Source organism: Marinobacter albus (assembly GCF_030238305.1).
Classification (GTDB): domain Bacteria; phylum Pseudomonadota; class Gammaproteobacteria; order Pseudomonadales; family Oleiphilaceae; genus Marinobacter; species Marinobacter albus.
Window position 1 is genome coordinate 59,284 of sequence record NZ_JASSQD010000001.1, and the last position, 23,531, is coordinate 82,814.

Here is a 23,531-nt window from a genome sequence, read left to right on the forward strand (position 1 = left end):
CCCCCCGGAAGAAGAGGATCGCATCATGGGAAATGACCGTCGTTTCGGCCCGATTGGCCATCACGGCTGAGTTGGCTGCCATGCTCTATCCGCTGTCGACGCTGGCCCTGGGCCCGATCCTGATCGGGCAGGGCCATTATGTTCGGCGGGTGACGCCGAGTCTGCCAGAGCCGGAAGGAGAGCGGGACGGCGTGATCGGCGCCGGCCCCGAACTCCGGCTGCTGATTGTCGGTGATTCCGCGGCGGCGGGAGTCGGGGTGCCCAGCCAGAGTGAGGCGCTGGCGGGTCGGCTGGCGGCGCAGCTCGGGCGGCGATTCCGGCTGCAGTGGCGATTGCTGGCGGAGACCGGTCGGACATCCGGGGATGTGGTCCGGGCGCTGGCCCAAGAGCCGGAAGCCTGTTTTGATGTGGCGCTGGTGTCCATCGGCGTGAACGACGTCACCGGCCGGACACGTGATCGGCAATGGCTGAAACACCTGGACGAGTTGTCCGGTCAGCTGGCCGAACGTTTTTCCGTGAGCCATACCCTGTTCACGGCCATTCCGCCCATGCACCTGTTTCCGGCGCTGCCCCAGCCCCTGCGCTGGTACCTGGGTCTGCGCGCCCGGCAACTCAACGGGTTGCTGGAAGATTTCTGCCGCCACCGGGCCGGCACCCGGTTCCTGTCGGTGGGCTTTCCCCCCGAACCCGGCTACATGGCAGCCGATGGTTTTCACCCCGGCGCGGATGCCTACCGGGTCTGGGCCGAGCATTCGGCCACGGTTATATGTGAACTGACTCAAACAACGGCCCCGTAAGACTTGTCCGGCCAGTTCCCACCTTCGCCCGCCTGGGCTATCTTGATTCCAGATGCGTGATCGGAACAACAACAAGGGAGTCGATAGGCCGCTTATGAATGAGCAACATTTTGATGTCCTGATTATTGGCGCCGGTGTATCCGGAATCGGAATGGCTTGCCACCTCAGTCGGGAGTGCCCGGGCAAGTCCTTTGCCATTCTCGAGCGCCGCCAGTCCCTGGGAGGAACCTGGGACCTGTTCCGTTACCCCGGTATCCGGTCCGATTCCGACATGTTCACCTTCGGCTACAACTTCCGGCCCTGGGTGGGTGGCAAGGTGCTGGCGGATGGCGCGTCGATCAAGCAATACGTGCAGGAAACCGCACAGGAACACGATGTCGAACGCCACATCCGGTACGGCCTGGCGGTGAAAGCCGCGGACTGGTCCAGTGTCGACAAATGCTGGCGGGTCACCGCCGAAACCGAAGCCACCGGCGAGACCGGGACCTACACCGCGAATTTCCTGATCGGCTGTACTGGCTATTACAACTATGACCACGGCTACAAGCCCGATTTCCCGGGTGAAGACGAGTTCAAGGGCCAGATGGTGCATCCCCAGCACTGGCCCGAAGACCTGGACTACGCTGGCAAGAAGATCGTGGTCATTGGCAGTGGTGCCACAGCCATTACGCTGGTGCCGACGCTGGCGGAGCAGGCCGGCCACGTGACCATGCTCCAGCGGTCCCCGACCTATCTCATGCCCCTGCCGTCCACCGATAAGCTGGCCCTGGGCCTGCAGAAAATTCTGCCGGATTCGTTGGCCTACAAGCTGACCCGGGCCCGCAATGTGGCGATCTCCCGCTTCCTGTACCTGCGATCCCGCAAGAGTCCCAGGCTCATGCGCCGGATGTTCCTGGGGATCATCAAGCGTCAGCTGAATGGTGAAGCCGACATGCGGCATTTCACCCCCGATTACGATCCCTGGGACCAGCGACTGTGTGTCGTGAAAGACGGCGATCTGTTCACCGCCCTGAAGACCGGCAAAGCCAGCATCGCCACGGATCACATCGACCGCTTCACCGAAACCGGAATTCGCCTGAAATCCGGCGAGGAACTGGAGGCGGATATCATCGTTCCGGCCACCGGCCTGGAGATCCAGATGCTGGGCGGCATCAAGCCGACGGTGGATGGCCAGGCGGTGGTGATGAAGGACAAGGTCATCTACAAGAACGTGATGGTCGAGGGCATGCCCAACGCCGGCCTGATCTTTGGCTACACCAACATCTCCTGGACCCTGAAAGTGGACATTGCCGCCGAGTACCTGTGTCGGCTGATGAACCTGATGGACAAGCGGGGCTACCGGGTGGTGATGGCCCGCGATACCGAGAACAGCCGGGGTGAGGACACCATCCTCGGTTCGCTCAACGCCGGTTACGTGAAGCGAGCCGCGGACAAACTGCCCCGCCAGGGCACCCACGGCCCGTGGAAGGCCTCCCAAAACTATCTGGAGGACGTGAAGATCCTCCGATTCGAGCCCATCGAGGACGGTGTCCTGGAGTTCGACGGCAAGCGGACCCATGCCAGCGTCGGGGAATCGGGCGGGTTCCTGAAACCGTTGCGGTCTGCATTGTTCGGATCCTGACCGGTCCGGACGCCGAGCCGACGACGCCCGCCCCGGGTTTTACTCGGAGCCGAGGTAGCTGGACTGGACGCTACGCCAGTCCTCGGACTCGGTCATGCGCAGAATCTGCTGGGAGACCTTTGCCCTGAGGGGACGACCTTCGGGCAGTGCCAGCGCATAGAGCTGCTCGGCGAAAATCCCGGGCAGAATCGTCAGTCGCTGCGGCCCGAGTTGCTGGTTCCGGTACTGCAGCAGTGCGCGATCGTAGACGATGGCATCGGTGTCGCCCTCGGCCACTGACACCATGGCGGAGGTCAGGTCCGGATACGTCTGGTAACGGATCCGCTGCCCCTCCAGATAGCGCTGACTGGCCGTGTTGTTAATGGTGGCAACGACCTTGCCGGGCAGGTCATCGGCACCCTGGATGCCGGTGCGCAGGTTACTGACGGTCAGCGACGAGGTGATGGCTGCGGTGAAACTGGCCACCATGATCAAACCGGCAAACATCCAGACCAGGGCGATCAGCCGGCCGGCAAAGGACACCGGCGCCTTGTCACCATAGCCCACCGTGGTCATGGTTACCGCGGCCCACCAGAAACTCGAGCCAATGCCCTGGGCGGCGGTACCGCCGAACTGCTCCGGGTTACGCCGCCGTTCCACCAGCCAGAGCACAAAGCCCACGGCCAGCAGCAGGGCGCCGAGGGCCAGGATCACACTGACGAACTGCCAGCTGATCAGCGCCTCCAGGCTGGCAAACAGGCTTTGCTCCGGTTGCGGCGGGACTGCGATCGACAGCCCGGTCTGGTAGAACGGGTGACTGAAGTCGAAGCGCGCCTCGCGGTCGGCGGTCATGGTCAGGGCGCCAACGGCGACGTCGATCTCGCCATTTTCGGTGGCGCTCAGTAAGTCACTGAAGGCCATGGGCACCCACTCGAATTCCCGCTCCATTCCCGCCGCCACGGTTCGCCAGAGGTCAATGCTGATGCCTTCCCACCGACCGTCCTCGGTTTGCATGACGAACGGTGGCACCTCGGTGATGCCCACTTTCAGGGATGGATCGGCGGCATGGACCTGGCCGGCGGTTGCGAGGGCGAGCAGAAAAACACAGGACAGAATCCGTTTGAGCATAGTAGCTGGCGACCGTTGCCGATCGCGCTCCCTTGTGAAAACTGGGTGGACGTTTGTGCCGTTAATTGAACGCTGCCTGAATAACGTCCCGGTAATTGCGAATGCGCTGCACGTAGTGCACTGGCTCGTAGCCGCGGGCATAGCCATAGCGTGTGCTGGGGTAGTAGCGCTTGTCCGCTTTCAGCGGCAAAACCTCCGACATATCCTGCCACGAGTCGGGATTCTTGTTCAGTGACCGGGCCAACTGCCGGGCATCGAGCAGGTGCCCGCGACCGATATTGTAGCTGGCCAGGGCCAGGAAGGTGCGGTCCGGTTCGGGGATCGTCTCGGGCAGACGGCGATGCCGGTCCGCCAGGTAGCGCGCGCCGCCGTCGATGGCCGCGTAAGGGTCAAGGCGATTGTTCACGCCAAGGGATTCCGCGGTGCGCTGGGTCAACATCATGATGCCACGGACACCGGTAGGGGATTTGGCGTCCGGATCCCAATGGGACTCTTGGTACGACAGTGCTGCCAGCAGATCCGCGGGCATGCCGGTCTTGGCTTCAGCCTCCCGGAATTCGTCGATGAATTCGGGAAGGCGGTCCTCAATGCGCCGGTTCAGGGCGCGGAGATCCACGAAATCGAAATCGCCGATGTAGGCGTAGTAGAGGTCTTCCATGCGGCCAATGGCCTCGTCGCCCTCGACGCTGTTCATCCATTCCCTGGCATCCGACGCCAGATCATCCGATCCCGTTGGCAGGTACCAGCCGAGATTCTGGCCCGTGGTCAGGTTCATGGCCACTTCCAGGTGGGGGAAGTGACGGCGCATAACCTGAACGATGTTGGAATCGGCCACGGTACAGCCGATGTCCCGATCGGCGACAGCCGACAGAATGACCTCGGTGGTTCGGTTGGCGTCTTCGGTGAACTCCAGGCCTGCGTACTGGCTTTTCAGCCTGGTCAGGGTTTCAACATAACTGGAATCCGCGGTGACTACGATCTCCGTACCGGGGAGATTATCGGGCTGCCGGGGCAGAGGGCGGGCATCACGGTGGCACACCAGCTGTTCGGTAATTTCGGTATGGGCCGGGCCGCGGCTGAAGCGTTCGTCCCGGGATGGCAGGTGTGTCAGGCCGGCAGCGGCAAGATGGGTCGTTCCGGCGTTGAGCGAATCCAGGACTTCGCTGGTCGAATCCAGCATGGTCCATTCCACTTCCCAGCCGCGGGCCTTGGCGTAATCGCTGATCAGCGCGTATTCCGGTCCCACCGGATTCTCATGCCGGTCCAGGTAATAGGTGGTCGAACCGTTTCGGGTGGCGACCTTCAGAACGCCGGATTCGGTGGGTGGCTTGAGCTCCGCTGCCGCGGTCGGGCTGGTCGCGTTACTGCTGCTATCGCTGCAGCCGGCCAACAGCAGCGGGAGAATGAGGGTGCTGCACGAGAACTTCCATCGAACCATGACGACGACTCTCTTTCTTTGTGACTTCTACGTAAAAATACGTACTTATCTCCAGTGATACTACTTAATCAACGAGTTGGATGCATGAACCTTGATTTTTTCGTCAGATCCGACAGGGTGTCGACCGGAATCAGGGAGCTGAAGGCCGTCAGTCAGATGCTTCGACAGGAACAGGAGAGGCTGGAGCAGAGCGCCAGGGCCCATGGCCAGTTGTAGTGGTCTAGTATTGGTTGTGCCCTCCATTGAAAGGACGCTCGATATGAAGACGCTCAGGTTGTTTGCCATTGCCCTGTTCACCCTTGCCACCTCGGGCCTGGTTCATGCCGCCGATGGTCTGATAGCGGTCAAGAGCAGCTACAGTGTGCCGGCCACGGCAGACAAGCTGGTGGCAGCGCTGGAGGAAAAGGGCATGACGGTGATGAACCGGGTCGACCATGCGGCCGGCGCGGAAGCCGCCGGCTCCTACCTGAGGCCGACCCAGCTGGTCATCTTTGGCAACCCGAAAGTGGGTACGCCGCTGATGCGGTGCGCACAAAGTGTGGCCGCGGACCTGCCACAGAAGGCGGTGATCTGGGAGGATGAAGACGGGCAGGTCTGGCTCGGCTACAACGATCCCGCCTATCTCAAGGCCCGGCATGGCATTGAAGGCTGTGACGAGGTGCTGGCAAATATCTCCAGGGCACTGGCCAGCTTCGCCGAGGCGGCAACGCGCTGAATCGGAACCGCTTCAATCGCTGTGAAAAGTACGGTTACGGAAAACCCGTACCAAACGATGTATGGGTGTGTCAGGCTTCACACCTGTCATCCGGTTTGGTCTTTCGGTAGTTCTCGGCCGGTCATTCTCTCTGTTGTAGGTGACTGTAGTATGGCCTCTCGCAGCAAGGCGGCCAGGCGCCCCCTCTGGCATCCGGCGTTCTGGGGATCCTGGTTTCTGGTATTCGTTCTCTGGTTGTTGTCGTTTCTTCCCATGTCTGCCAAGCAGCGCTTCGGCAAGTCGTTGGGTCGATTCCTGGCTCGTAAACTCAAATCCCGGGCCAGGGTAGCCGACGCAAACCTCTCTGCCTGCATGCCGGAACTGGACGATGTCGAGCGTGGCCAGCTGGTCGAGGACACGTTTGTCGCGTCGGCCCGGGGATTTCTGGAAAGCACCCATGCCTGGTGGCGGGATATGGCACCCTACTGTGAGAGTGCCTCGGTTCTCGGTATCGAGCATCTTGAGGAGGCCAAGCAACGGGGCAACGGGGTGCTGCTCATTGGCGGCCACTACAGCATTTTTGACTTCGCGTTGCCGCTGATTGCCTGCCAGCTCGACAAGCCGGGCTACATGTACCGCCCCAACAACAACCCCGTCATCGACCGGATGATCGAACGTGGCCGCCGGCGGCATTTCAACATTCAACCCTTTACCAAGCGCGAGCTGCGGCCAATGTTGTCGTTCCTGAAAGAGGGCGGCCAGGTCTGGTTCGCCTGTGACCAGGACTTCGGCAAGAAATCGGAAGTGTTCGTGCCCTTTTTCGGCGTCAACGCCGGCTGCATCACCTCGCCCAGCTATATCGCACGGCAGTCCGGAGCGTCGATCATCTGCGTCAGTCACCTGCGCATGCCCGATGGCAGTTACCGGGTGGAGTTTTCGCCAATTCAGGAAGAATTTGGTGATGATACCCAGAAGGATGCGGAAATCTGGAACGGCTTCATCGAGGACACCATTCGGGAACAGCCGGACCAGTACCTGTGGCTGCACAAGCGTTTCAAGAGCCGTCCGGAAGGTGTCGCGAGCGTTTATTGAACCTCTTCCGATGTGGTATTGCCGTCCTGCTGATCGCCATCGGATTGATTTGACCGTTGCCCGAATTTGTCCAGGCTCCGGGCGAGGGTGGCGTGAGAAAGTTGCCCCATGTGCGAATCCACCAGTTGGCCGTCGGCGTTGTAGAACAGGGTAGTGGGCAATCCGTGGCTGCCTGAGGCGCGGGCCAGCTGGCCAGCTTTGTCCAGATAGACGTTGTTTACCTCCAGCTGCTGATCTGCCAGGAACTCCCGGATGGTGCCGGGATGCTCGCGCTGGTTGGCAAATACGTAAACCACATCGGAATCGCGCTCCTGTGCCTGCTGAAGAACCGGCATTTCCCGGATGCAGGGCGGGCACCAGGTCGCCCACAGGTTGACCACCATGGGTTTGCCCTTCGCCAGATCCGGGAGTGGGCTGGGCTCCCCATCCAGAGCGGTAAGCGCCACCTCCGGTATCCCCCGGGCCTGTTGCTCGATCAGGGCAATGGTGGCAGTGGTGCCGGCCCAGAACAGGGCGCCCGTCGCTACGGCAACTGTCAGGGCACGGCGAAGCGCCTGTCGGCGCCAGAGCAGGTAGAGCGTCATCGCCAGGGCCCCGATCACGCCCCAGACCGCATCAAATCCGCCATCCCGGATATCGATGATCCCGAGCAGGTCATTCCGGTAGTGTTCGAAGTACTCACCCACAAAGCCGAGTCGGGCAGCGATCATGGCGCCGAGGAAGATATCGGCAACCGGGCCTGCCACCGGCACGCCGTACCGCCGTCCCATAAGGCCGCCCACCAGCAGGGCCAGGAGCAGGGCGACAAGCACCGAAAGATGGCCGATGGACAGGCTCATGGGGCCCACGCTTATACTGGTCATGAAAACTCCGGTCGGGAATGAGAGGTGTCTGTGACGGTCCGCCGGCCCCTGAGTTCCCGGCCGACCGTTAACAAATACCTATGGCGAACTCGCCGGGCCTCTGTTACTGTGCCCGCATCCTGCCTCTAGGGATTCCGCTTTTTCCGGCCGTACGCCGACTTGCGAACCATCCATACGACCTGTCAGAGGACGTCACCCCGTAAACGGCGCGTGACCGTAGTCGTCTTTTATTCCATGAATTGTCATGGCATCTGCCCGCATTCGCCCAGAACCGGTGTTCGTGGAGGCAGAACAATCAAGAGTTGATCCTATATGAGTTTTTCTTCACTCGGTTTGTCCGAGCAGCTGGTCCGTGCCACGTCCGATCAGGGTTACGATACCCCTTCGCCCATCCAGGCCCAGGCCATTCCCGCGGTCCTGTCCGGCAAGGACGTGATGGCGGCGGCCCAGACCGGCACCGGCAAAACCGCCGGCTTCACCCTGCCGCTATTGCAGCGTCTGGGTGAAAAGCCGCGCACCGGCAAGGGCCCTCGTGCCCTGATCCTGGCGCCGACCCGGGAGCTGGCGGCGCAGGTGCACGACAGTGTGAACCTGTACAGCAAGTACATTCCAACCAAGGCGGCTGTGGTCTTCGGCGGGGTGAAAATCAATCCGCAGATGATGAAGCTGCGCAAGGGCCTGGACGTGCTGGTGGCGACACCGGGACGACTGATGGACCTGTACCAGCAGAATGCGGTGCGCTTTGACGAGGTCGAGATCCTGGTGCTGGACGAAGCCGACCGGATGCTGGACATGGGCTTCATTCGCGATATCCGCAAGATTCTTGCGCTGTTGCCGGCCAAGCGCCAGAACCTGCTGTTCTCCGCGACTTTCTCCAACGAGATTCGTACCCTGGCCCAGGGGCTGCTGGACAACCCGGTTCAAGTCGAAGTGGCGGCCCGAAACACCACCGCCGAGAAGGTGAAACAGTCGGTTTATCCGGTGGACCAGAGCCAGAAAACGGCGCTGCTGAGCAAACTGGTTCGTGACAACGACTGGGAGCAGGTGCTGGTCTTTACCCGCACCAAGCACGGTGCCAATCGCCTGACCCAGAAACTGGAGCGGGACGGAATCACCGCCGCCGCGATTCACGGCAATAAATCCCAGGGCGCCCGTACCCGCGCGCTCAGTGAGTTCAAGCAGGGTGACATCCGGGTGCTGGTGGCGACCGACATCGCCGCCCGCGGACTGGACATCAAGCAGCTGCCGCAGGTGGTGAACTTCGAACTGCCGAATGTACCGGAAGACTACGTGCACCGCATCGGCCGTACCGGCCGCGCCGGAGAGAGCGGCCATGCCCTGTCACTGGTCAGTGCCGATGAGGGCAAGTTGCTCGCGGGCATTGAAAAACTGATCAAGAAGCAGTTGCCGCGCAAGTCGGTGGAAGGGTTCGAGCCGAACAACAATCTGCCCCTGAAGCCGAAAGCCAAGGCTGACCCGAGCAAGGCTCGTGGCCGTAATGGCAACGGCGGTGGTAATGGCCGGCCTGGGGGTAAGCCCCGCAGTGCCGGTGCCAAGCCGGACGGACGCAGTGGCAGCCGTAGCCAGAATGGCGGTGGCCAGCGAGGGCGGTCGGGTCAGCGTCAGAGTGCCTGAAGCCGGTTGATACCCCTGAAAAGGCGGAGCAGTTGCTCCGCCTTTTTGCGTTTGTGAGATAAAAAAGCAGGGCCCGAAGGCCCCGCACAGGAAGCGCACCTTCCGCCAGCCCACAGACCATGGAGGCAAACGGAAGACACGGGGATCAGAATTTGTAGGAAACACCGACCATGTAGACCCAGGGGTCGATTTCCACATCGAGTTTCCCTGTGGTGATTTTGCTGCCGTCGGCGGCGTACACCCCGATGTCAGCGTCGGTATCGATGTCGACCCACCACACGGCTGCGTTCAGGCCGATATTATCCGTCAGCATGTAGTCCAGACCCACCTCGGCCGCCAGCCCAAAACTGTCGTCCAGCGTGAGGTCGGTGCGGTCCACGGTTCCCGCAGGCGTTCCCAGGGTAGCCTGGGCGACGGCATCCACGGTATCTGTCAGCGTTTGCGTTGTCTTCTCTTCAAAGAAATTCGTGTAGTTCACCCCGGCGCCAACGTACGGCTGGAACTTGCTGCTGCTCGGCATCGGGAAGAACTGGAACGTCAGTGTCGGTGGCAGGTGCTTGGTTTCTCCGAGTTTGCCGGCACCGCCCAGAATGCCATCACCCTTGATGTCGTGGTTGAACGGGGTCGAGGCGAGAAGACCCAAACCGAAGTGGTCGCCGAGCATGTACGTGAAAGTGAGCCCCAGCTGGGTATCGGATTCGACCTTGACCTTGGCGCCCGGAATAACCTCGAGACCCGGCAGGTCGGTTCTCAGGCTGTTGCTGGACGAATCCGGATCCACCGTTGCGACCCCGGCACGGCCGATAAAATCGCCGGCCTCGTAGGCATTGGCAAGGGGGGCCGCGGCCAGAATCGCGCTGGCCAGAACACTGAGCTTGAACGTACGGGACATTTCGATCTCCTTAACCTGAAAGTGTGATGGGTTCAGGTTAATGACCGAGGAGATTGGAAAGTTGATTTGGCGCAAGATTCGCCGGCGAACCGGCCCGCTTCATTCAGTGCTTTGATGTAACTCAAAAAGAGCGCAGGTGTGGGGCTTGTGCCAATGGTCAGGCGGAGTTTTTTCTGCTTCCGCTTCGGCTGACAGGCAGGGACTCCTCGGGCACGAATACGTCCCGGACCGTTAGTGGCTGGCCGTCAGCGTCCTGGACTTCCACCGGGTGGATGGGGCGGCCCTTGGCCCGGTCCCGGAGATCCAGCGGCGGCTCATCGGGCGCAGGGTTCCATTTGTCGCCCCACTGACGCAGGGCAATCACCACGGGGAACAGGTCCCGGCCCTTTTCGGTAAGTCGGTATTCAAAGCGTGAGCCGTGCTCGCCAACATCGACCTTGCTCAGGACACGATTGTCCACCAGCCGGGCGAGACGGTCACACAGGATGTTCTTGGCAATGCCCAGTTCCTGCTGGAAGTCGACAAAGCGCCGGGTGCCGTACATGGCGTGCAGCACAATCAGCAGTGACCACCAGTCACCCACTTCATTGAGGGCGCGGGCGACGGAGCAGTTGGAATCATCAAAACGTTTTCTGGCCATGTCAGGGAGTGTACCGAATAGGGTTGCATTTTAAAACCAGATTGAATAGGGTTGCTTTACGAAACCAAATTGATGAGGTCGCTACGCTTTTCCTTACCTCATCGCCAGTCAGCTTCTTTAAGCGAGGAGTGTTCTTCCATGACCATGAATCTTGGCCCCCTTTTCGAACCGTTTGAGCTTCACAACCTGAAGCTGCGCAACCGCGTGGCCATGGCGCCCATGACCCGTAACTTCTCGCCGGGCAATGTCCCCAACGAGGACGTGGTCAGTTATTACCGTCGCCGCGCGGAAAATGGCGTTGGCCTGCTGATTACCGAAGGCACCACCGTGAACCACGCTGGCGCCAATGGCTACCCGAATGTCCCGGCGTTTCATGGCGACGATGCCCTGGGCGGCTGGAAGCAGGTTGTGGATGCCGTGCATGAAGCGGGCGGTGCCATTTTCCCGCAGCTCTGGCACGTGGGCGCCGTGCGCAAGGAAGGAACCGAACCGGATCCCTCGGTCCCGGGTTACAGCCCATCTGGCCTGTTTGCCCCTGGCAAGCCCAACGGCAAGGCCATGACCAAGGATGACATCGACGATGTGATCAAGGCGTTTGCGGATGCCGCCCAGGATGCCAAGGGGCTTGGTTTTGACGGCGTGGAGATTCACGGTGCCCACGGTTACCTGCTGGACCAGTTCCTCTGGGAAGGCACCAACCAGCGGGACGACGAATACGGCGGCAGCATGGAAAATCGTCTGCGGTTCGTGGTCGAGATCGTTGAAGCGGTGCGTCATCGCGTCGGCCCGGATTTCCCGATCATGCTGCGTTTCTCCCAGTGGAAGCAGCAGGATTACGAGGCGAAGCTGGTCCACAGCCCGGAAGAACTCGAGGCCTTTCTGGCACCGCTGGTCGAGGCCGGAGTCGACATCTTCCATGCCTCCACCCGCCGTTTCTGGGAGCCGGAGTTCGAGGGTTCCAACCTGAACCTGGCCGGCTGGACCCAGAAACTGTCCGGCAAGCCGACCATGTCCGTCGGCAGTGTCGGACTGACTGAGGACTTCATCAGCGGCACCTTTGCCAGCAAGAAGGAGGCGGTGGAACAGGCCGGCATCGACGAACTGGTTGAGCGCATGAACAACCGAGAGTTTGAACTGATTGCCGTGGGCCGTGCCCTGCTGCAGGACCCGGAGTGGCTGGTGAAAGTCAAGGAAGGACGGATTGGCGAGGTAGAGCCGTTCGCCAGGAAATCACTGGCCAAGCTGTACTGAGATTGTGTACCCCTTCAGCCCCGGTTGATCCGGGGCTTTTTTATGCCTGCCGGTTGTGCACCTGTCTGATCCGTAATCGCGTTCACCGGCAGATCCACTATCATGGGACCTATCGTTCATTGGAAGGGAGTTAAAGGATGTTCAACTCAGCCGTTCTTAAGATGACCGCCCTGGTGGCCATACTGACCCTGGCCGGGTGTGCCACGGTCGGCCAGGATTTCGCGACCCACAACGTCGACGAAATCACCATCGGAGAGACTACCCGCTCCGACATCGAGGCGTTGTTCGGAGAGCCCTGGCGCACCGGCGTCGAGGACGGCAAGCGGACCTGGACTTACGGCAAGTATCGCTGGTCGGCGTTCGGTGATGCCGAAACCACCGATCTGGTGGTGCGATTCAATGCCGACGGCACTGTCTCATCGTACGTCTACAACACCACCGAGTAAGCATCTGTCGGGCCTGGTCTCCGGCGTTTTCGGACACCAGGCCGCACCTTCCGCCTAGCCTCGCAGGCCACTCACCAGTTTGTCGATGCTGTCCTTGGCGTCGCCAAACAGCATCCGCGCGTTGTCCTTGAAGAACAGCGGGTTTTCCACCCCGGAGTAACCGGTGGCCATGCCCCGTTTCAGGATCACCACCTGATGGGATTTCCAGACCTCCAGCACCGGCATGCCGGCAATCGGGCTACCCGGGTCCTCCGCCGCGGCCGGGTTTACCGTGTCGTTGGCACCGATAACCAGCACCACGTCGGTGTCCGGGAAATCGTCGTTGATTTCGTCCATCTCCAGAACGATGTCATAAGGCACATGGGCCTCGGCCAGCAGGACGTTCATGTGGCCGGGCAGGCGACCCGCCACCGGGTGAATGCCAAAGCGGACGTTGACGCCCCGTTCCCGGAGCAGTTTGGTCATGTCGCTGACGCCGCTCTGGGCCTGGGCCACCGCCATGCCGTAGCCTGGAACGATGATCACGGACTCGGCATTGCGCAGCTCCTCGCACACCTCGTCAACGGTGGTTTCGTGCACCGACTGGTCGGAGTCGGCTGCGGCCGAGCTGCTGCTGGTCTGGCCAAAGCCGCCGAGGATGACGCTGATGAACGACCGGTTCATGGCCTTGCACATGATGTAACTCAGGATGGCACCGCTGCTGCCGACCAGGGCACCGGTCACGATCAGCAGGTCGTTGCCCAGCATGAAGCCGATGGACGCCGCTGCCCAGCCGGAGTAGCTGTTGAGCATGGACACCACCACCGGCATGTCGGCCCCGCCGATGGCCATGATCAGGTGAATGCCCAGGACACAGGCGATCAGGGTCATCAGTACCAGGGCGATCAGCCCCAGGGCCAGACTCTCGGTGCCCAGGAACCAGGCCCCCAGCAGCACCGAGACAATCACCGCTGCCAGGTTCATCAGGTGCCGGCCGGGCAGGGTCAGGGCCTTGCTGTCGATGCGACCGTCAAGCTTGCCGCAGGCCACCAGTGACCCGGTGAAGGTGATGGCACCGATGAATATGCCGACAAAGATCTCCACCAGCTTGATGGTGTGTTCGGTGCCCACGGTGACCTTAAGCGGTTCAATGTAGCCGGCAAAGCCGACGAAGACCGCCGCCAGGCCCACGAAACTGTGCAGCAGGGCCACCAGCTGTGGCATCTGGGTCATTTCCACCTTGTTGGCAATGGCGATGCCCACGCTGGCGCCAACCAGGACCGCAATCACAATGGCGATCAGACCGCCGCCGCTGACATTGGCCACCGTGGCAATCAGGGCAATAAGGATCCCGGCGACGCCATAGAGATTTCCGCGCCGGGCCGATTCCTGATGGCTCAGGCCACCGAGGCTGAGGATGAACAACACGCTGGCCACCACATAGGCCACACTGACGAGTCCTGTACTCATGGTGGTCGACTCCTACTTGCGGAACATTTTGAGCATACGGTGGGTGACCCGGAAGCCGCCCCCCACGTTGATGCTGGCGATCAGCACCGCGACAAACGCCATGATCCCGACCGCGACATTCTCGGCCTGGGCCAGATGCAGCATGGCCCCGATCACGATGATGCCGCTGATGGCGTTAGTGACGCTCATCAGCGGGGTGTGCAGCGACGGGGTGACGTTCCAGATGACCTGCCAGCCGATGAAGCAGGCCAGTACGAACACCGTGAAATGACGGAGGAAGCTTTCCGGGGCGTGGGCGCCGACCCCGTAGAGGGCCGCTACCGTCACCAGAAGCAAGACGCCCTTGCCGATCAGGCTGCGTCGGGCCGATTCCTTGCGCGCCGCTTCCTTCTGTTCCGCCGAGGGTTCCTCGGTGCCGGGTGCGGGTTTCGGACTGACCGGAGCCTCGGGTTGGGGGGGTGGCCAGGTCACATCCCCGCCATGCACCACGGTCAGGCCGCGGATGACGTCGTCTTCCATGTTGACCTGGGGTTCGCCGTTTTTCTCGGGGGTCAGCTCGGTCAGCAGGTGAAACAGGTTGGTGGCATACAGGTCACTGGCTACTTTGGCCATCCGGCTTGGCAGGTCGGTGTAGCCGATCACGGTCACGCCGTGCTGTTCCACGACCTGCCCCGGCTCGGTCAGCTCGCAGTTGCCACCGCGTTCGGAAGCGAGGTCGACAATGACACTGCCGGGCTTCATGGATTTGACCATGTCTGCCGTGATCAGCCTGGGTGCCGGCTTGCCCGGGATCAGGGCGGTGGTGATGATGATGTCCACCTCTTTGGCCTGTTCCGCGAACAGTGCCATCTCCGCCTTGATGAACTCGTCGCTCATCTGCTTGGCGTAGCCGCCAGCACCGCTGCCCTCTTCTTCGCCGAAGTCCAGCTCCAGGAATTCGGCGCCCATGCTCTCGATCTGTTCCTTCACTTCCAGCCGGGTGTCAAAGGCACGGACCACCGCGCCCAGGCTGTTGGCGGCACCCACGGCCGCCAGCCCGGCAACACCGGCGCCGATCACCATAACCTTGGCCGGCGGCACCTTGCCCGCGGCGGTGACCTGCCCGGTGAAGAACCGCCCGAAATGATTGGCCGCCTCGATCACCGCCCGATAGCCGGCGATGTTGGCCATAGCGCTCAGGGCATCCATCTTCTGCGCCCGGCTGATTCGCGGCAGGCTGTCGATGGCAAACGCGGTAATGTTTCGTGCCGCCAACTTCTCCAGTAGCTTGGGGTTCTGGGCCGGCCAGATGTAGCTGGCGAGAAAAGCGCCTTCTTTCATCAGGTCGACTTCGTGGGCTCCCAGGGAGGGGTTTTCAATCGGAGCCCGAACCTTCAGGATGAAATCAGCCTCCTGCCACAGCGAGCGGGTATCCACCGCAATGCTGGCCCCCACAGCCTCGTAGGCTGCGTCCCGGTAGTGAGCGGCCTCGCCGGCACCGGCCTCGACAATGACCTCGTAACCCAGATCGATCAGCTTGTGAGCCGACGGCGGGGTCACCGCCACCCGCCGCTCGTCGGTGAAAATCTCTTTCGGGATGCCCAGTTTCATAATGCGTGTGCCCTCCGGCTGAACCAAGTATCTGATATACAGACTAGTTCAACCTGAGAAACCTGCCCGTTTACAACGAAATGGGGTGATTACAGAAACGTCAGTTGTTGCTCGCAACCAGTTGCGCCAGCCGCTCGGGCGAAAGGGAGTCCACCATCGCACCGCGAAACTGCCGGTTGATGAAGCGCTCGGTCTCGATTTGAATGCGCTCCCGCTGGGCCGGCTGATCAATGTAATCCATAGCCCGGAACAGGATGTAGCGGATGGTCATGTGGGAGATTTCATGAATGGTGTCCGGGGCAACCGCCTTGACCAGGTCCCGGTCAATGATGTCCTCGACCATCTCACGCGCGCTGGCGTCCAACTGGGCTTCCAGGGCCCGCCGCAGGACAGGGGAAGGACCATGCAACTCCCGCACCGCCACGGTGGTCGCGGCCGGGTTGGCCAGGAAATAGTGGTACACGAAACTGACGGTGTCGTGGGCGGCCTGCTCGGACGTATCCGCCGTGCGCCGCAATTCACGGACCCCGGCCTTCATATCCTCGGCGATGTAGCCGAGCACGTTCAGCCCGAACTCGTCCAGGTTCCGGAAATGCCGGTAGAAGGTGTTCGGGTTCAACCCCGCTTCCCGCGCCAGCTCCCGCAGGCCCAGCGATGTCAGGCTCCGGCTCTGGGGGATCAGCCTAAGCGCGGCCTGCACGAGCTTCAGTTTGCCGCCTGTTAAAACACTCATGGTGTCCTGCCTTCGTTTGAGGGTAATTGGAGAAGACATTCTGAAACTGTGCGGAGCCAAGGATGGCGGAGCTCAAGCGCCACATGGACGTGCTTGAGCGGGTTTCGGAATGTCTTCTCCAATTGCCCCTCCCCAAAGGTATGACGAACAGGACAGTGGTTTGTCAGTCCGGGCCAACTCGCGGGTTTTGATCGAATCGGAGTATACGACTGTCTACCTTTCTGTGTATACATGTGTCTACCGATCGTCACCATGACGCGATCGACAACAACAGACAAGGCCGCACAGGCCACAGGAACACGAGGTTGCCATGAGCCAGACAACGAAGATCGCCATCATTGGAACCGGGTTCTCCGGGTTGGGAGTGGGCATCAAACTCAAGGAAGCCGGCTACGACGATTTTGTCATTCTCGAACAGAGCGACGACGTCGGCGGTACCTGGCACGAAAACCATTACCCCGGTTGTGCCTGTGACGTACAGTCGGCCCTGTACTCCTTTTCCTTCGAGCAGAACCCGAACTGGAGCCGGATGTTCGCCCGCCAGCAGGAAATCAAGGAGTACCTGCGCGGGTGTGCCGAAAAGTACGGCCTGATGGACCACATTCGCCTGAACACCCACGTTGCCGGTGCCCGCTACGATGAAAAACATGCCCAATGGACCGTGGAAACCTGCGACAGTCCCCGACTCTGGGCCTACATGCAGGACAAGGGACTGAAGCCGGGAGACTCGCTGGACCGAAGCGACAAGACCCTGCCGACTTTTGAGCGCTTCAAGGCTGATATCATGGTTTCCGGGATGGGCGGACTGAGCACGCCGGCCTATCCGGGCATCAAGGGCATTGAAACCTTCACCGGCAAGAGCTTTCACTCCCAGGACTGGGATCACGGTTACGACCTCCGGGGCAAGCGCGTGGCGGTGATCGGTACCGGTGCCTCCGCCATCCAGTTCGTGCCGGAAGTCGCGAAGGAAGCGGCCCGGCTGGATCTGTACCAGCGCACGCCGCCGTGGATCATGCCCAAGCCGGACCGGGAGATCCGCCCTCTGGAGAAAACGATGTTCCGCCGGTTCCCGCAAACCCTCAACGCCTTACGAAAGAGCATCTACTGGATGCTGGAAGCCCGGGTGCTGGGTTTTGTGGGCAACCCGCGCATCCTCAAACTGGGGGAACTGCAGGCCCGCCGGCACATCCGTAACCAGATCAAGGACAGGGAGCTGCGCCGGAAGGTCACGCCGGACTTTCACTTTGGCTGCAAGCGGGTGCTCATCTCCAACAACTATTACCCGGCGCTGGTCCAGGACCACGTAAATGTGCTGACCGATGGCATTCGGGAAGTGCGCGGCAATGTAATTGTGGACGGCGAGGGCAACGAGCGGGAAGTCGACTGCATCATCTACGGTACCGGGTTCAAGGCCCAGGATCCGATTCCCGCCGGCATGGTCCATGGCCGCAACGGCCAGGATCTGCTGGAGGCCTGGAAGGAGGGCGCTGAGGCCTACAAGGGCAGTGCGATCACCGGTTTTCCGAACTTTTTTATGCTGATGGGGCCCAATACCGGGCTGGGCCACAGCTCGATGGTGTACATGATCGAATCCCAGATCCAGTACATCCTGGACGCCGTGAAACAGATGGACCGGCATGGCTGGCGCAGCGTTGAGGTCAAAGAGGAGGCGTTCAGCCAGTACAACGCCTCGGTGCACGCCAAACTGGGTGATTCCGTCTGGCAGACTGGCTGCAAGAGCTGGTATGTCAACGAGAACGGCAAGAACACCACGCTCTGGCCGGGCTTCACCTGGCAGTTCCGGAATCAGACCCGCCGGTTCGATGCTGCGCAGTATCGCTGTGAGCAAACGCAGTCGGAGCTGGACAGGCAGGGCGTGGCGCTTGCCTGATCCCGCTCGTTCAGTCGCCCAGTGTTTCTTCAGCGGAAAGGTAGGTGCCGGGCGGCTGGTAGTAGTTGAGAAAAGTGGCGCTTTTGTTGTACCCGCGGCGCCGGAACAGGTCCGTCAGGTTCAGGCCGATGCCTACGTAGAGCGTGCGCTCATCGGGCTCATCCGGGGCTGAATAGCCCCGGGTGTAGTAGCCGGTGTGCAACTCAATGTGGCGAAGAAAACCCTGCTTGAAGGTATCGAAGCCATTCAGTTTGAGGGCCACCAGATATTTTGAGTTATCGTAATCGGTGGTGACGTCGATCTGGTTGGGCTGGAAGCCAAACTCCCAGCGCAGATCGACCTTTCGTGCCAGGCTCGGATAACGATAGCGATAGTAACCTGCCAGGGCGCCGAAGGCGTTGGCGACGAGGTCCTCGTATGAGAAGCCGAAGTCGCTGAAGGCGTCGCCCAATTCCATGTACCCGAAGATGGCAAAGGAGGACAGGGCGCCGTAACGGGCGGCGTTCTCCGGAGTGAAACACCAGTGCTCGTACAGGCTGGCGACGCCCTGAGCCGTGGCGTAGGTAGTGAACAGATGACCAAGTTTGTCGGCTCCGCCTTCGGGGCTGTCCTGGCCGAACCAGCCCTCTGTGGAGGCACTGGGACGGGTACTGAAATAATCCCAGTGGGCAACGCCCCAGGCGGTGATCACGCCCGCGCCAGTCAGGGTGACACTGGCTGCCCGCCGCAACCGGTCCTCCGGCGCAATCGGGGCGGGGCATTGGGCCATCACCGCGGGCGCAATAGCGAGCACCGCCAGTAGCATAGCCGTCCGGCTGGAGCAAAACAGTGCATCAACGGCCCCTGATTTCATGTGCAATCCTGACGGCCAGGTCCAGGTAAGTACCTCACCCCATCAGCATAGACACTGCTCCGATTCGGAACCTAACTGACCAGCGTACCCCCGTCCACCGCCAGGCACTGTCCGGTGATGTGGCGTCCGGCTTCGGAGGCCATCAGGACCGCCGCGCCCTTGAGGTCTTCCTCGCCGCCAAAACGGTTCAGGGGAATCCGCTCCAGCATGGTGTCCCCCTGGGCATCCAGCAGCCCCTGGGACATCTTCGAGGGGAAGAAACCGGGGCACAGGGCGTTCACGTTGATGTTGTACCGGCCCCATTCTGCCGCCAGGGCGCGGGTGAAGTTCACCATGGCACCCTTGCTGGTGTTGTAGGCGATGGTCTGCATGCCCTCCGGGTTGCCGGAAAGCCCGGCGATGGAGGCAATGTTGATGACCTTGCCGGTCTTGCGCGGGATCATGCAGCGCTTACCGACCGTCTGGGTCAGGAAGAAGCTGGCGTTGACGTTCAGGTTCATCACTTTCATCCAGCCCTCGGCCGGGTAGTCCTCGGCCGGCGCGCCCCAGGTGGCACCGGCGTTATTCACCAGAATGTCGATGTCACCCAGCTGGTCGATGACCTGATCGACCACGCCGGGGATACCCTCAAGATTGCCAAGGTCGGCGGGAACGGTGACCACCTTTATGCCCATTCCTTCCAGGTGCTCCCTGGCGGCGTCCAGCTCATGCTGCTTGCGGGCGCTGATGGCGATGCTGGCGCCCAGTTCACCCAGGGCTTCGGCCATCTGCAGGCCCAGGCCGCGGGAGCCACCGGTGATGAAGGCGACCTTGCCGGTCAGGTCCAGTAACTGTTTTACGCTCATTATTGCTTCCTTTGTACGGTGTTTCCGGGATCAGGCGCTGGCGGCGAGCAGGCCGTCGCTGACCTGGGCCAGATGGTGCTCGGCATCGCCGAACAGCAGGTTGATCAGGGTCAGGCGCTTGAACAGGTGCGCGGCGAACATCTCGTCGGTCACGCCCATGCCACCATGCAGCTGCACACCTTGCTGGCCGACATACCGGGCCGCCTGGCCCACCAGGGTCTTGGCCATGGACAGGGCTTCGCGACGACGTTCGCGATCGTCGGAGTCGGCCTCGCTGGCAGCCAGAATGGCCATGGACCTGGCCTGTTCGGCCTGGATGAACATATCTGCCATGCGGTGCTGCAACACCTGGAACTTGCCGATCGCCACGCCGAACTGCTTGCGGGTCTTGATGTAATCCAGGGTGGCGGTGTTCATGGCTTCCATGGCGCCCACCGCCTCCGCACACAGCGCGGCGATGCCAAGGTCCACGGCCTTTTCGATGGCCGGGAAGGCCTCATCAAGGGTGCCAATCAGGCTGTGGGCGCTGACCGCCACATTGTTGAATCGGATGTCGGCGGTACGGTGGCCGTCGTGGGTGGCAAAATCGTGGATCTCGATACCCTCGGCGGCGGCATTCACCAGGAACAGGGACAGCCCCTGCTTGTCGCCCACCGCGCCGCTGGTGCGGGCCGAGACGATCAGTTGCCGGGCCTGGGCGCCGTGGAGCACGGCCGTTTTATGGCCGCTGATCAGGTAGCTTTCGCCGTCTTTCCGCGCAGTCGTCTGCACGTGGCTCAGGTTGTACCGGGCACCGGGTTCGCTGTGGGCAAAGGCCATCAGCCGCTCGCCACTGCCGATCGCGGGCAGGATGTCGGCCTTCTGGGCCTCGCTGCCGTGATCGCGGATCAGGCCGCCGGCCAGCACAACTGTGGCCAGGTAAGGCTCAACCACCAGGCTGCGGCCAAAGTTTTCCATCACCACCAAGGTGTCGACGGCGTTGCCCCCGAGCCCGTCATAATCTTCCGGGAAGGTGAACGCCAGTAGTCCCATCTCGGCCAGGGCGGCCCAGGTGGCCGGGTCGGTGCCCTTGCCGGAATTGATCACGTGCCCGCGCTTCTCGAACCCGTATTCGTTGGTCACGAAGCGGCGCAGCGAGTCGTTCAGCATCTGCTGTTCTTCGGTGAGTTCAAAATTCATAAACGTCTCTCCAAATCTTAAGAGCTGCAGGCGCTTTAAAGACCAAGCACGAGTTGGGCGATGATGTTGCGCTGGATCTCGTTCGATCCGCCAAAAATCGATAGTTTGCGCATGTTGAAGTAATCGCCGGCCGCCGGCGTGGCATCGATGGAGCCGACGCGCGGGCCAGTGTAGTCGAGCTCCAGCGCGTCCGGAACGTGGGCGATGGCGTCGTGGCCGGTGGCTTCCATCAGCATCTCGAACAGTTGCTGGCCGATTTCGGTACCGCGGATTTTCAGGATCGAGGCCTGGGGTCCCGGGCCGCGCTTGTCGGTCAGTACCCGCAACACGGTCAGTTCCAGGGCGCGCAGCTCGGCGTCCAGTTGCGCCAGTCGATCCCGGAAACGGGTGTTTTCAATCAGTGGCCGCTGGCCGTCCCGCTCTTCCCGGGCGACTTCTTTCAGCCGCTTCATGGTGGCTTTCCACTGGCCGACGTTGGCCAGGCCGGTGCGCTCATGGCCCAGCAGGAACTTGGCGTAGGTCCAGCCCTGGTTCTCTTCGCCGACCAGGTTTTCGACCGGAACTTTCACGTTATCGAAATAGACTTCGTTAATCTCGTGCTCGCCATCCAGCATGATGATGGGGCGCACCTCAATGCCGGGGCTGTTCATGTCGATCAGCAGGAAGGAGATGCCCTGCTGGGGCTTGCCCTCGGTGGCGGTGCGCACCAGGCAGAAGATCCAGTCGGCGTGCTGGCCCAGGGTGGTCCAGGTTTTCTGGCCGTTGACGACGTAGTGGTCGCCCTCGCGCTTGGCGGAGGTGCGCAGGGACGCCAGGTCGGAACCGGAGCCCGGCTCGGAGTAGCCCTGACACCACCAGTCCTCGCCGCTGAGAATGCCCGGCAGGAAGCGTTGTTTCTGCTCGTCGTTGCCGAAGCTCATGATCACCGGGGCGACCATGCGCAGGCCGAAGTCGAGCTGGCGTGGTGCCCCGGCCATGGCGCACTCTTCCTCGAAGATCAGCTGTTCGATCGGGCTCCAGCCCGGGCCGCCGAATTCTTCTGGCCAGGTGGAGGCGCCCCAGCCCTTGTCGAACAGGATTTTCTGCCAGCGCTGGGTCATGGCCTTGTCCGGGCGCAGGCGTTTCTGGACGCGTTCGCGGATGTCGTCCGGCAGGTTGTCTTGCAGGAACTGGCGCACTTCGCTTCGGAAGGCATCCTGCTCCGGGGTGTAATTGAGATCCATGGACCACCTCTGCTGTATTCGTGAGGTAAAAAGGCCCCGGCGACAAGGCACTTGAGCGCCGGGGCTAGAAGGAGAACGCCGGGGGCGAGGGGGTCAGGCCACCTCAAACAGGCCGGCCGCACCCATGCCAGTACCGACACACATGGTGACCACCACGTATTTCACACCACGGCGCTTGCCTTCGATCAGGGCGTGGCCGACCAGACGTGAGCCGGTGGTGCCGTAGGGGTGGCCGACGGCAATGGCGCCGCCGTTGACGTTCAGGCGGTCCATCGGGATGCCGAGCTTGCGCTGGCAGTAGAGCACCTGCACGGCGAAGGCTTCGTTCAGTTCCCACAGGCCGATGTCGTCAACGCTCAGGCCGGCGCGTTTGAGCAGCTTGGGCACGGCGAACACCGGGCCGATGCCCATTTCGTCCGGCTCACAGCCAGCGACCGCGAAACCGCGGAAGATGCCCAGCGGGGTAGCGCCGCGTTGTTCGGCGACTTTGCCGTCCATCAGCACGCAGGCGGAAGCGCCGTCGGAGAACTGGCTGGCGTTGCCGGCGGTGACCACGCCGCCTTCCATCGCGGAGCGAATCTTGCTCACGCCTTCAAGGTTGGTACCCGGGCGGATGCCCTCATCCTGGCTGACGGTGACTTCCTGGCTGCTGAGCTGGCCGGTGGTCTTGTCCGCCACGCCCATGGTGGTGGTGATGGGCACGATTTCGTCATCGAACTTGCCGTCTTCGCGGGCCTGGGTGGCCAGCTGCTGGCTGCGAACGCCGTACTCGTCCATGTCCTCTTTCTTGATGCCGTAGCGCTTGGCGACGGTTTCGGCGGTATCGAGCATGGACCAGTAAAGCTCCGGCTTGTTCTGCGCCAGCCAGGGTTCCATGAAGTAGTTCTGGTTTACGTTGGCCTGCACGGTGGAGATGGATTCCACGCCACCGGCCACCATCACCGGCACCTTGTCGACCGCGATGTGCTGGGCAGCCATGGCGATGGCCTGCAGGCCGGATGAGCAGAAACGGTTGATGGTGGCGCCTGCGACGGATACTGGCAGGCCGGCGCGGATCGCGCCCATGCGGGCGACGTCGTTGCCGGTGGAGCCTTCGGGCAGGGCGCAGCCCATCAGCACGTCTTCGATTTCGTTCGGGTCGACCTTGGAGCGCTCGACCGCGTGCTGGATCGCGTGGCCGGCCAGGGTGGCGCCGTGGGTCATGTTCAGACCGCCGCGCCAGGATTTGGCCAGAGGCGTACGGGCGGTGGATACGATGACAACATCATTGGACATAATAATTCTCCGAATAA

22 protein-coding genes are annotated in these 23,531 nt (G+C 61.7%); 9 read left to right on the forward strand and 13 right to left on the reverse strand.

All coding sequences use genetic code 11. The features are described 5' to 3' along the window. Positions 1-32: 32 nt before the first annotated feature. The gene (locus QQF73_RS00295; protein WP_285366805.1) at positions 33-797 is read left to right on the forward strand and encodes an SGNH/GDSL hydrolase family protein; all 765 of its coding nucleotides are present in this window, start codon (positions 33-35) and stop codon (positions 795-797) included. 94 nt (positions 798-891) lie between these two features. Then, positions 892-2,418, forward strand: a complete 1,527-nt coding sequence (locus tag QQF73_RS00300; protein WP_285366806.1) for a flavin-containing monooxygenase — start codon at positions 892-894, stop codon at positions 2,416-2,418. Positions 2,419-2,457: 39 nt separating this feature from the next. Here QQF73_RS00300 and QQF73_RS00305 read toward each other — a convergent pair whose 3' ends face one another. Then, complete coding sequence (locus tag QQF73_RS00305; RefSeq protein WP_285366807.1) at positions 2,458-3,525, reverse strand: transporter substrate-binding domain-containing protein; 1,068 nt, start codon at positions 3,523-3,525, stop codon at positions 2,458-2,460. A gap of 61 nt (positions 3,526-3,586) precedes the next feature. Further along, complete coding sequence (gene mltF / locus QQF73_RS00310; RefSeq protein ID WP_285366808.1) at positions 3,587-4,963, reverse strand: membrane-bound lytic murein transglycosylase MltF; 1,377 nt, start codon at positions 4,961-4,963, stop codon at positions 3,587-3,589. An 84-nt stretch (positions 4,964-5,047) separates the two neighbouring features. On the opposite strand from mltF, the gene QQF73_RS00315 reads away from it, so the two are divergent. The 3 genes from QQF73_RS00315 (at position 5,048) to QQF73_RS00325 (ending at position 6,749) form a co-directional block, all read left to right on the forward strand. Continuing rightward, positions 5,048-5,179 carry a hypothetical protein gene (locus QQF73_RS00315; RefSeq protein ID WP_285366809.1) on the forward strand — a complete coding sequence of 44 codons (132 nt, stop codon included), beginning with the start codon at positions 5,048-5,050 and terminating at the stop codon, positions 5,177-5,179. Positions 5,180-5,222: 43 nt separating this feature from the next. Next, positions 5,223-5,678, forward strand: coding sequence for a DUF302 domain-containing protein (locus QQF73_RS00320; RefSeq protein ID WP_219867364.1), 456 nt, complete (start codon positions 5,223-5,225; stop codon positions 5,676-5,678). Positions 5,679-5,828: 150 nt separating this feature from the next. Beyond that, the gene (locus QQF73_RS00325) at positions 5,829-6,749 is read left to right on the forward strand and encodes a lysophospholipid acyltransferase family protein (protein ID WP_285366811.1); all 921 of its coding nucleotides are present in this window, start codon (positions 5,829-5,831) and stop codon (positions 6,747-6,749) included. On the opposite strand, the gene QQF73_RS00330 is transcribed toward QQF73_RS00325, so the two are convergent. After that, positions 6,743-7,612, reverse strand: coding sequence for a TlpA disulfide reductase family protein (locus tag QQF73_RS00330; RefSeq protein ID WP_219867362.1), 870 nt, complete (start codon positions 7,610-7,612; stop codon positions 6,743-6,745). The genes QQF73_RS00325 and QQF73_RS00330 overlap by 7 nt on opposite strands. A 312-nt stretch (positions 7,613-7,924) precedes the next feature. On the opposite strand from QQF73_RS00330, the gene QQF73_RS00335 reads away from it, so the two are divergent. Further along, positions 7,925-9,247, forward strand: coding sequence for a DEAD/DEAH box helicase (locus tag QQF73_RS00335; RefSeq protein WP_285366812.1), 1,323 nt, complete (start codon positions 7,925-7,927; stop codon positions 9,245-9,247). 145 nt (positions 9,248-9,392) lie between these two features. Here the strand turns inward: QQF73_RS00335 and QQF73_RS00340 are convergent, their stop codons facing one another. Continuing rightward, positions 9,393-10,139: an OmpW/AlkL family protein gene (locus tag QQF73_RS00340; RefSeq protein WP_285366813.1), complete on the reverse strand. Its 747-nt coding sequence runs from the start codon at positions 10,137-10,139 to the stop codon at positions 9,393-9,395. A 157-nt stretch (positions 10,140-10,296) separates the two neighbouring features. Then, positions 10,297-10,779 (reverse strand): winged helix-turn-helix transcriptional regulator, encoded by a 483-nt coding sequence (locus QQF73_RS00345; RefSeq protein ID WP_219867359.1) that lies wholly within the window; start codon positions 10,777-10,779, stop codon positions 10,297-10,299. Positions 10,780-10,917: 138 nt separating this feature from the next. On the opposite strand from QQF73_RS00345, the gene QQF73_RS00350 reads away from it, so the two are divergent. Both QQF73_RS00350 and bamE read left to right on the forward strand, forming a co-directional pair. Beyond that, a complete protein-coding gene (locus QQF73_RS00350; RefSeq protein ID WP_219867358.1) occupies positions 10,918-12,030 on the forward strand; it encodes an NADH:flavin oxidoreductase in 1,113 nt (370 codons plus the stop codon). Between the two features lie 137 nt (positions 12,031-12,167). Continuing rightward, positions 12,168-12,476, forward strand: a complete 309-nt coding sequence (gene bamE / locus QQF73_RS00355; protein ID WP_219867357.1) for an outer membrane protein assembly factor BamE domain-containing protein — start codon at positions 12,168-12,170, stop codon at positions 12,474-12,476. Between the two features lie 54 nt (positions 12,477-12,530). Here bamE and pntB read toward each other — a convergent pair whose 3' ends face one another. From pntB to QQF73_RS00370, 3 genes are all read right to left on the reverse strand, one after another. Further along, positions 12,531-13,925 (reverse strand): Re/Si-specific NAD(P)(+) transhydrogenase subunit beta, encoded by a 1,395-nt coding sequence (pntB, locus tag QQF73_RS00360; protein ID WP_285366814.1) that lies wholly within the window; start codon positions 13,923-13,925, stop codon positions 12,531-12,533. Positions 13,926-13,937: 12 nt separating this feature from the next. Beyond that, a complete protein-coding gene (locus QQF73_RS00365; protein WP_285366815.1) occupies positions 13,938-15,515 on the reverse strand; it encodes a Re/Si-specific NAD(P)(+) transhydrogenase subunit alpha in 1,578 nt (525 codons plus the stop codon). A gap of 100 nt (positions 15,516-15,615) precedes the next feature. Further along, positions 15,616-16,248, reverse strand: coding sequence for a TetR family transcriptional regulator (locus QQF73_RS00370; protein ID WP_285366816.1), 633 nt, complete (start codon positions 16,246-16,248; stop codon positions 15,616-15,618). Positions 16,249-16,558: 310 nt separating this feature from the next. Here QQF73_RS00370 and QQF73_RS00375 point away from each other — a divergent pair, with 310 nt between their 5' ends. After that, positions 16,559-18,139 carry a flavin-containing monooxygenase gene (locus tag QQF73_RS00375; RefSeq protein ID WP_285366817.1) on the forward strand — a complete coding sequence of 527 codons (1,581 nt, stop codon included), beginning with the start codon at positions 16,559-16,561 and terminating at the stop codon, positions 18,137-18,139. A 10-nt stretch (positions 18,140-18,149) separates the two neighbouring features. On the opposite strand, the gene QQF73_RS00380 is transcribed toward QQF73_RS00375, so the two are convergent. The 5 genes from QQF73_RS00380 to QQF73_RS00400 form a co-directional block, all read right to left on the reverse strand. Next, on the reverse strand, positions 18,150-18,992 hold the full coding sequence (locus QQF73_RS00380) for a DUF2279 domain-containing protein (RefSeq protein ID WP_219867352.1): 843 nt from the start codon (positions 18,990-18,992) through the stop codon (positions 18,150-18,152). A 71-nt stretch (positions 18,993-19,063) separates the two neighbouring features. Further along, on the reverse strand, positions 19,064-19,837 hold the full coding sequence (locus tag QQF73_RS00385; RefSeq protein ID WP_219867351.1) for an SDR family oxidoreductase: 774 nt from the start codon (positions 19,835-19,837) through the stop codon (positions 19,064-19,066). Positions 19,838-19,867: 30 nt separating this feature from the next. After that, the gene (locus QQF73_RS00390) at positions 19,868-21,016 is read right to left on the reverse strand and encodes an acyl-CoA dehydrogenase family protein (protein WP_285366818.1); all 1,149 of its coding nucleotides are present in this window, start codon (positions 21,014-21,016) and stop codon (positions 19,868-19,870) included. 35 nt (positions 21,017-21,051) lie between these two features. Continuing rightward, positions 21,052-22,239 carry an acyl-CoA dehydrogenase family protein gene (locus tag QQF73_RS00395; RefSeq protein WP_219867349.1) on the reverse strand — a complete coding sequence of 396 codons (1,188 nt, stop codon included), beginning with the start codon at positions 22,237-22,239 and terminating at the stop codon, positions 21,052-21,054. Between the two features lie 93 nt (positions 22,240-22,332). After that, complete coding sequence (locus tag QQF73_RS00400; RefSeq protein WP_285366819.1) at positions 22,333-23,514, reverse strand: acetyl-CoA C-acyltransferase; 1,182 nt, start codon at positions 23,512-23,514, stop codon at positions 22,333-22,335. Between the last annotated feature and the right edge of the window lie 17 nt (positions 23,515-23,531).

What these genes read in the sequence shown, in the direction of transcription:
- QQF73_RS00320 (WP_219867364.1), top strand. Translation starts at nt 5,223, where the DNA reads ATGAAGACGCTCAGGTTGTTTGCCATTGCCCTGTTCACCCTTGCCACC.
- QQF73_RS00385 (WP_219867351.1), bottom strand. Translation starts at nt 19,837, where the DNA reads ATGAGCGTAAAACAGTTACTGGACCTGACCGGCAAGGTCGCCTTCATC.
- QQF73_RS00375 (WP_285366817.1), top strand. Translation starts at nt 16,559, where the DNA reads ATGAGCCAGACAACGAAGATCGCCATCATTGGAACCGGGTTCTCCGGG.
- QQF73_RS00380 (WP_219867352.1), bottom strand. Translation starts at nt 18,992, where the DNA reads ATGAAATCAGGGGCCGTTGATGCACTGTTTTGCTCCAGCCGGACGGCT.
- QQF73_RS00345 (WP_219867359.1), bottom strand. Translation starts at nt 10,779, where the DNA reads ATGGCCAGAAAACGTTTTGATGATTCCAACTGCTCCGTCGCCCGCGCC.
- QQF73_RS00330 (WP_219867362.1), bottom strand. Translation starts at nt 7,612, where the DNA reads ATGACCAGTATAAGCGTGGGCCCCATGAGCCTGTCCATCGGCCATCTT.
- QQF73_RS00295 (WP_285366805.1), top strand. Translation starts at nt 33, where the DNA reads ATGACCGTCGTTTCGGCCCGATTGGCCATCACGGCTGAGTTGGCTGCC.
- QQF73_RS00395 (WP_219867349.1), bottom strand. Translation starts at nt 22,239, where the DNA reads ATGGATCTCAATTACACCCCGGAGCAGGATGCCTTCCGAAGCGAAGTG.
- pntB (WP_285366814.1), bottom strand. Translation starts at nt 13,925, where the DNA reads ATGAGTACAGGACTCGTCAGTGTGGCCTATGTGGTGGCCAGCGTGTTG.
- QQF73_RS00300 (WP_285366806.1), top strand. Translation starts at nt 892, where the DNA reads ATGAATGAGCAACATTTTGATGTCCTGATTATTGGCGCCGGTGTATCC.
- QQF73_RS00340 (WP_285366813.1), bottom strand. Translation starts at nt 10,139, where the DNA reads ATGTCCCGTACGTTCAAGCTCAGTGTTCTGGCCAGCGCGATTCTGGCC.
- QQF73_RS00325 (WP_285366811.1), top strand. Translation starts at nt 5,829, where the DNA reads ATGGCCTCTCGCAGCAAGGCGGCCAGGCGCCCCCTCTGGCATCCGGCG.
- bamE (WP_219867357.1), top strand. Translation starts at nt 12,168, where the DNA reads ATGTTCAACTCAGCCGTTCTTAAGATGACCGCCCTGGTGGCCATACTG.
- QQF73_RS00350 (WP_219867358.1), top strand. Translation starts at nt 10,918, where the DNA reads ATGACCATGAATCTTGGCCCCCTTTTCGAACCGTTTGAGCTTCACAAC.
- QQF73_RS00335 (WP_285366812.1), top strand. Translation starts at nt 7,925, where the DNA reads ATGAGTTTTTCTTCACTCGGTTTGTCCGAGCAGCTGGTCCGTGCCACG.
- QQF73_RS00305 (WP_285366807.1), bottom strand. Translation starts at nt 3,525, where the DNA reads ATGCTCAAACGGATTCTGTCCTGTGTTTTTCTGCTCGCCCTCGCAACC.
- QQF73_RS00315 (WP_285366809.1), top strand. Translation starts at nt 5,048, where the DNA reads ATGAACCTTGATTTTTTCGTCAGATCCGACAGGGTGTCGACCGGAATC.
- QQF73_RS00370 (WP_285366816.1), bottom strand. Translation starts at nt 16,248, where the DNA reads ATGAGTGTTTTAACAGGCGGCAAACTGAAGCTCGTGCAGGCCGCGCTT.
- mltF (WP_285366808.1), bottom strand. Translation starts at nt 4,963, where the DNA reads ATGGTTCGATGGAAGTTCTCGTGCAGCACCCTCATTCTCCCGCTGCTG.
- QQF73_RS00365 (WP_285366815.1), bottom strand. Translation starts at nt 15,515, where the DNA reads ATGAAACTGGGCATCCCGAAAGAGATTTTCACCGACGAGCGGCGGGTG.
- QQF73_RS00390 (WP_285366818.1), bottom strand. Translation starts at nt 21,016, where the DNA reads ATGAATTTTGAACTCACCGAAGAACAGCAGATGCTGAACGACTCGCTG.
- QQF73_RS00400 (WP_285366819.1), bottom strand. Translation starts at nt 23,514, where the DNA reads ATGTCCAATGATGTTGTCATCGTATCCACCGCCCGTACGCCTCTGGCC.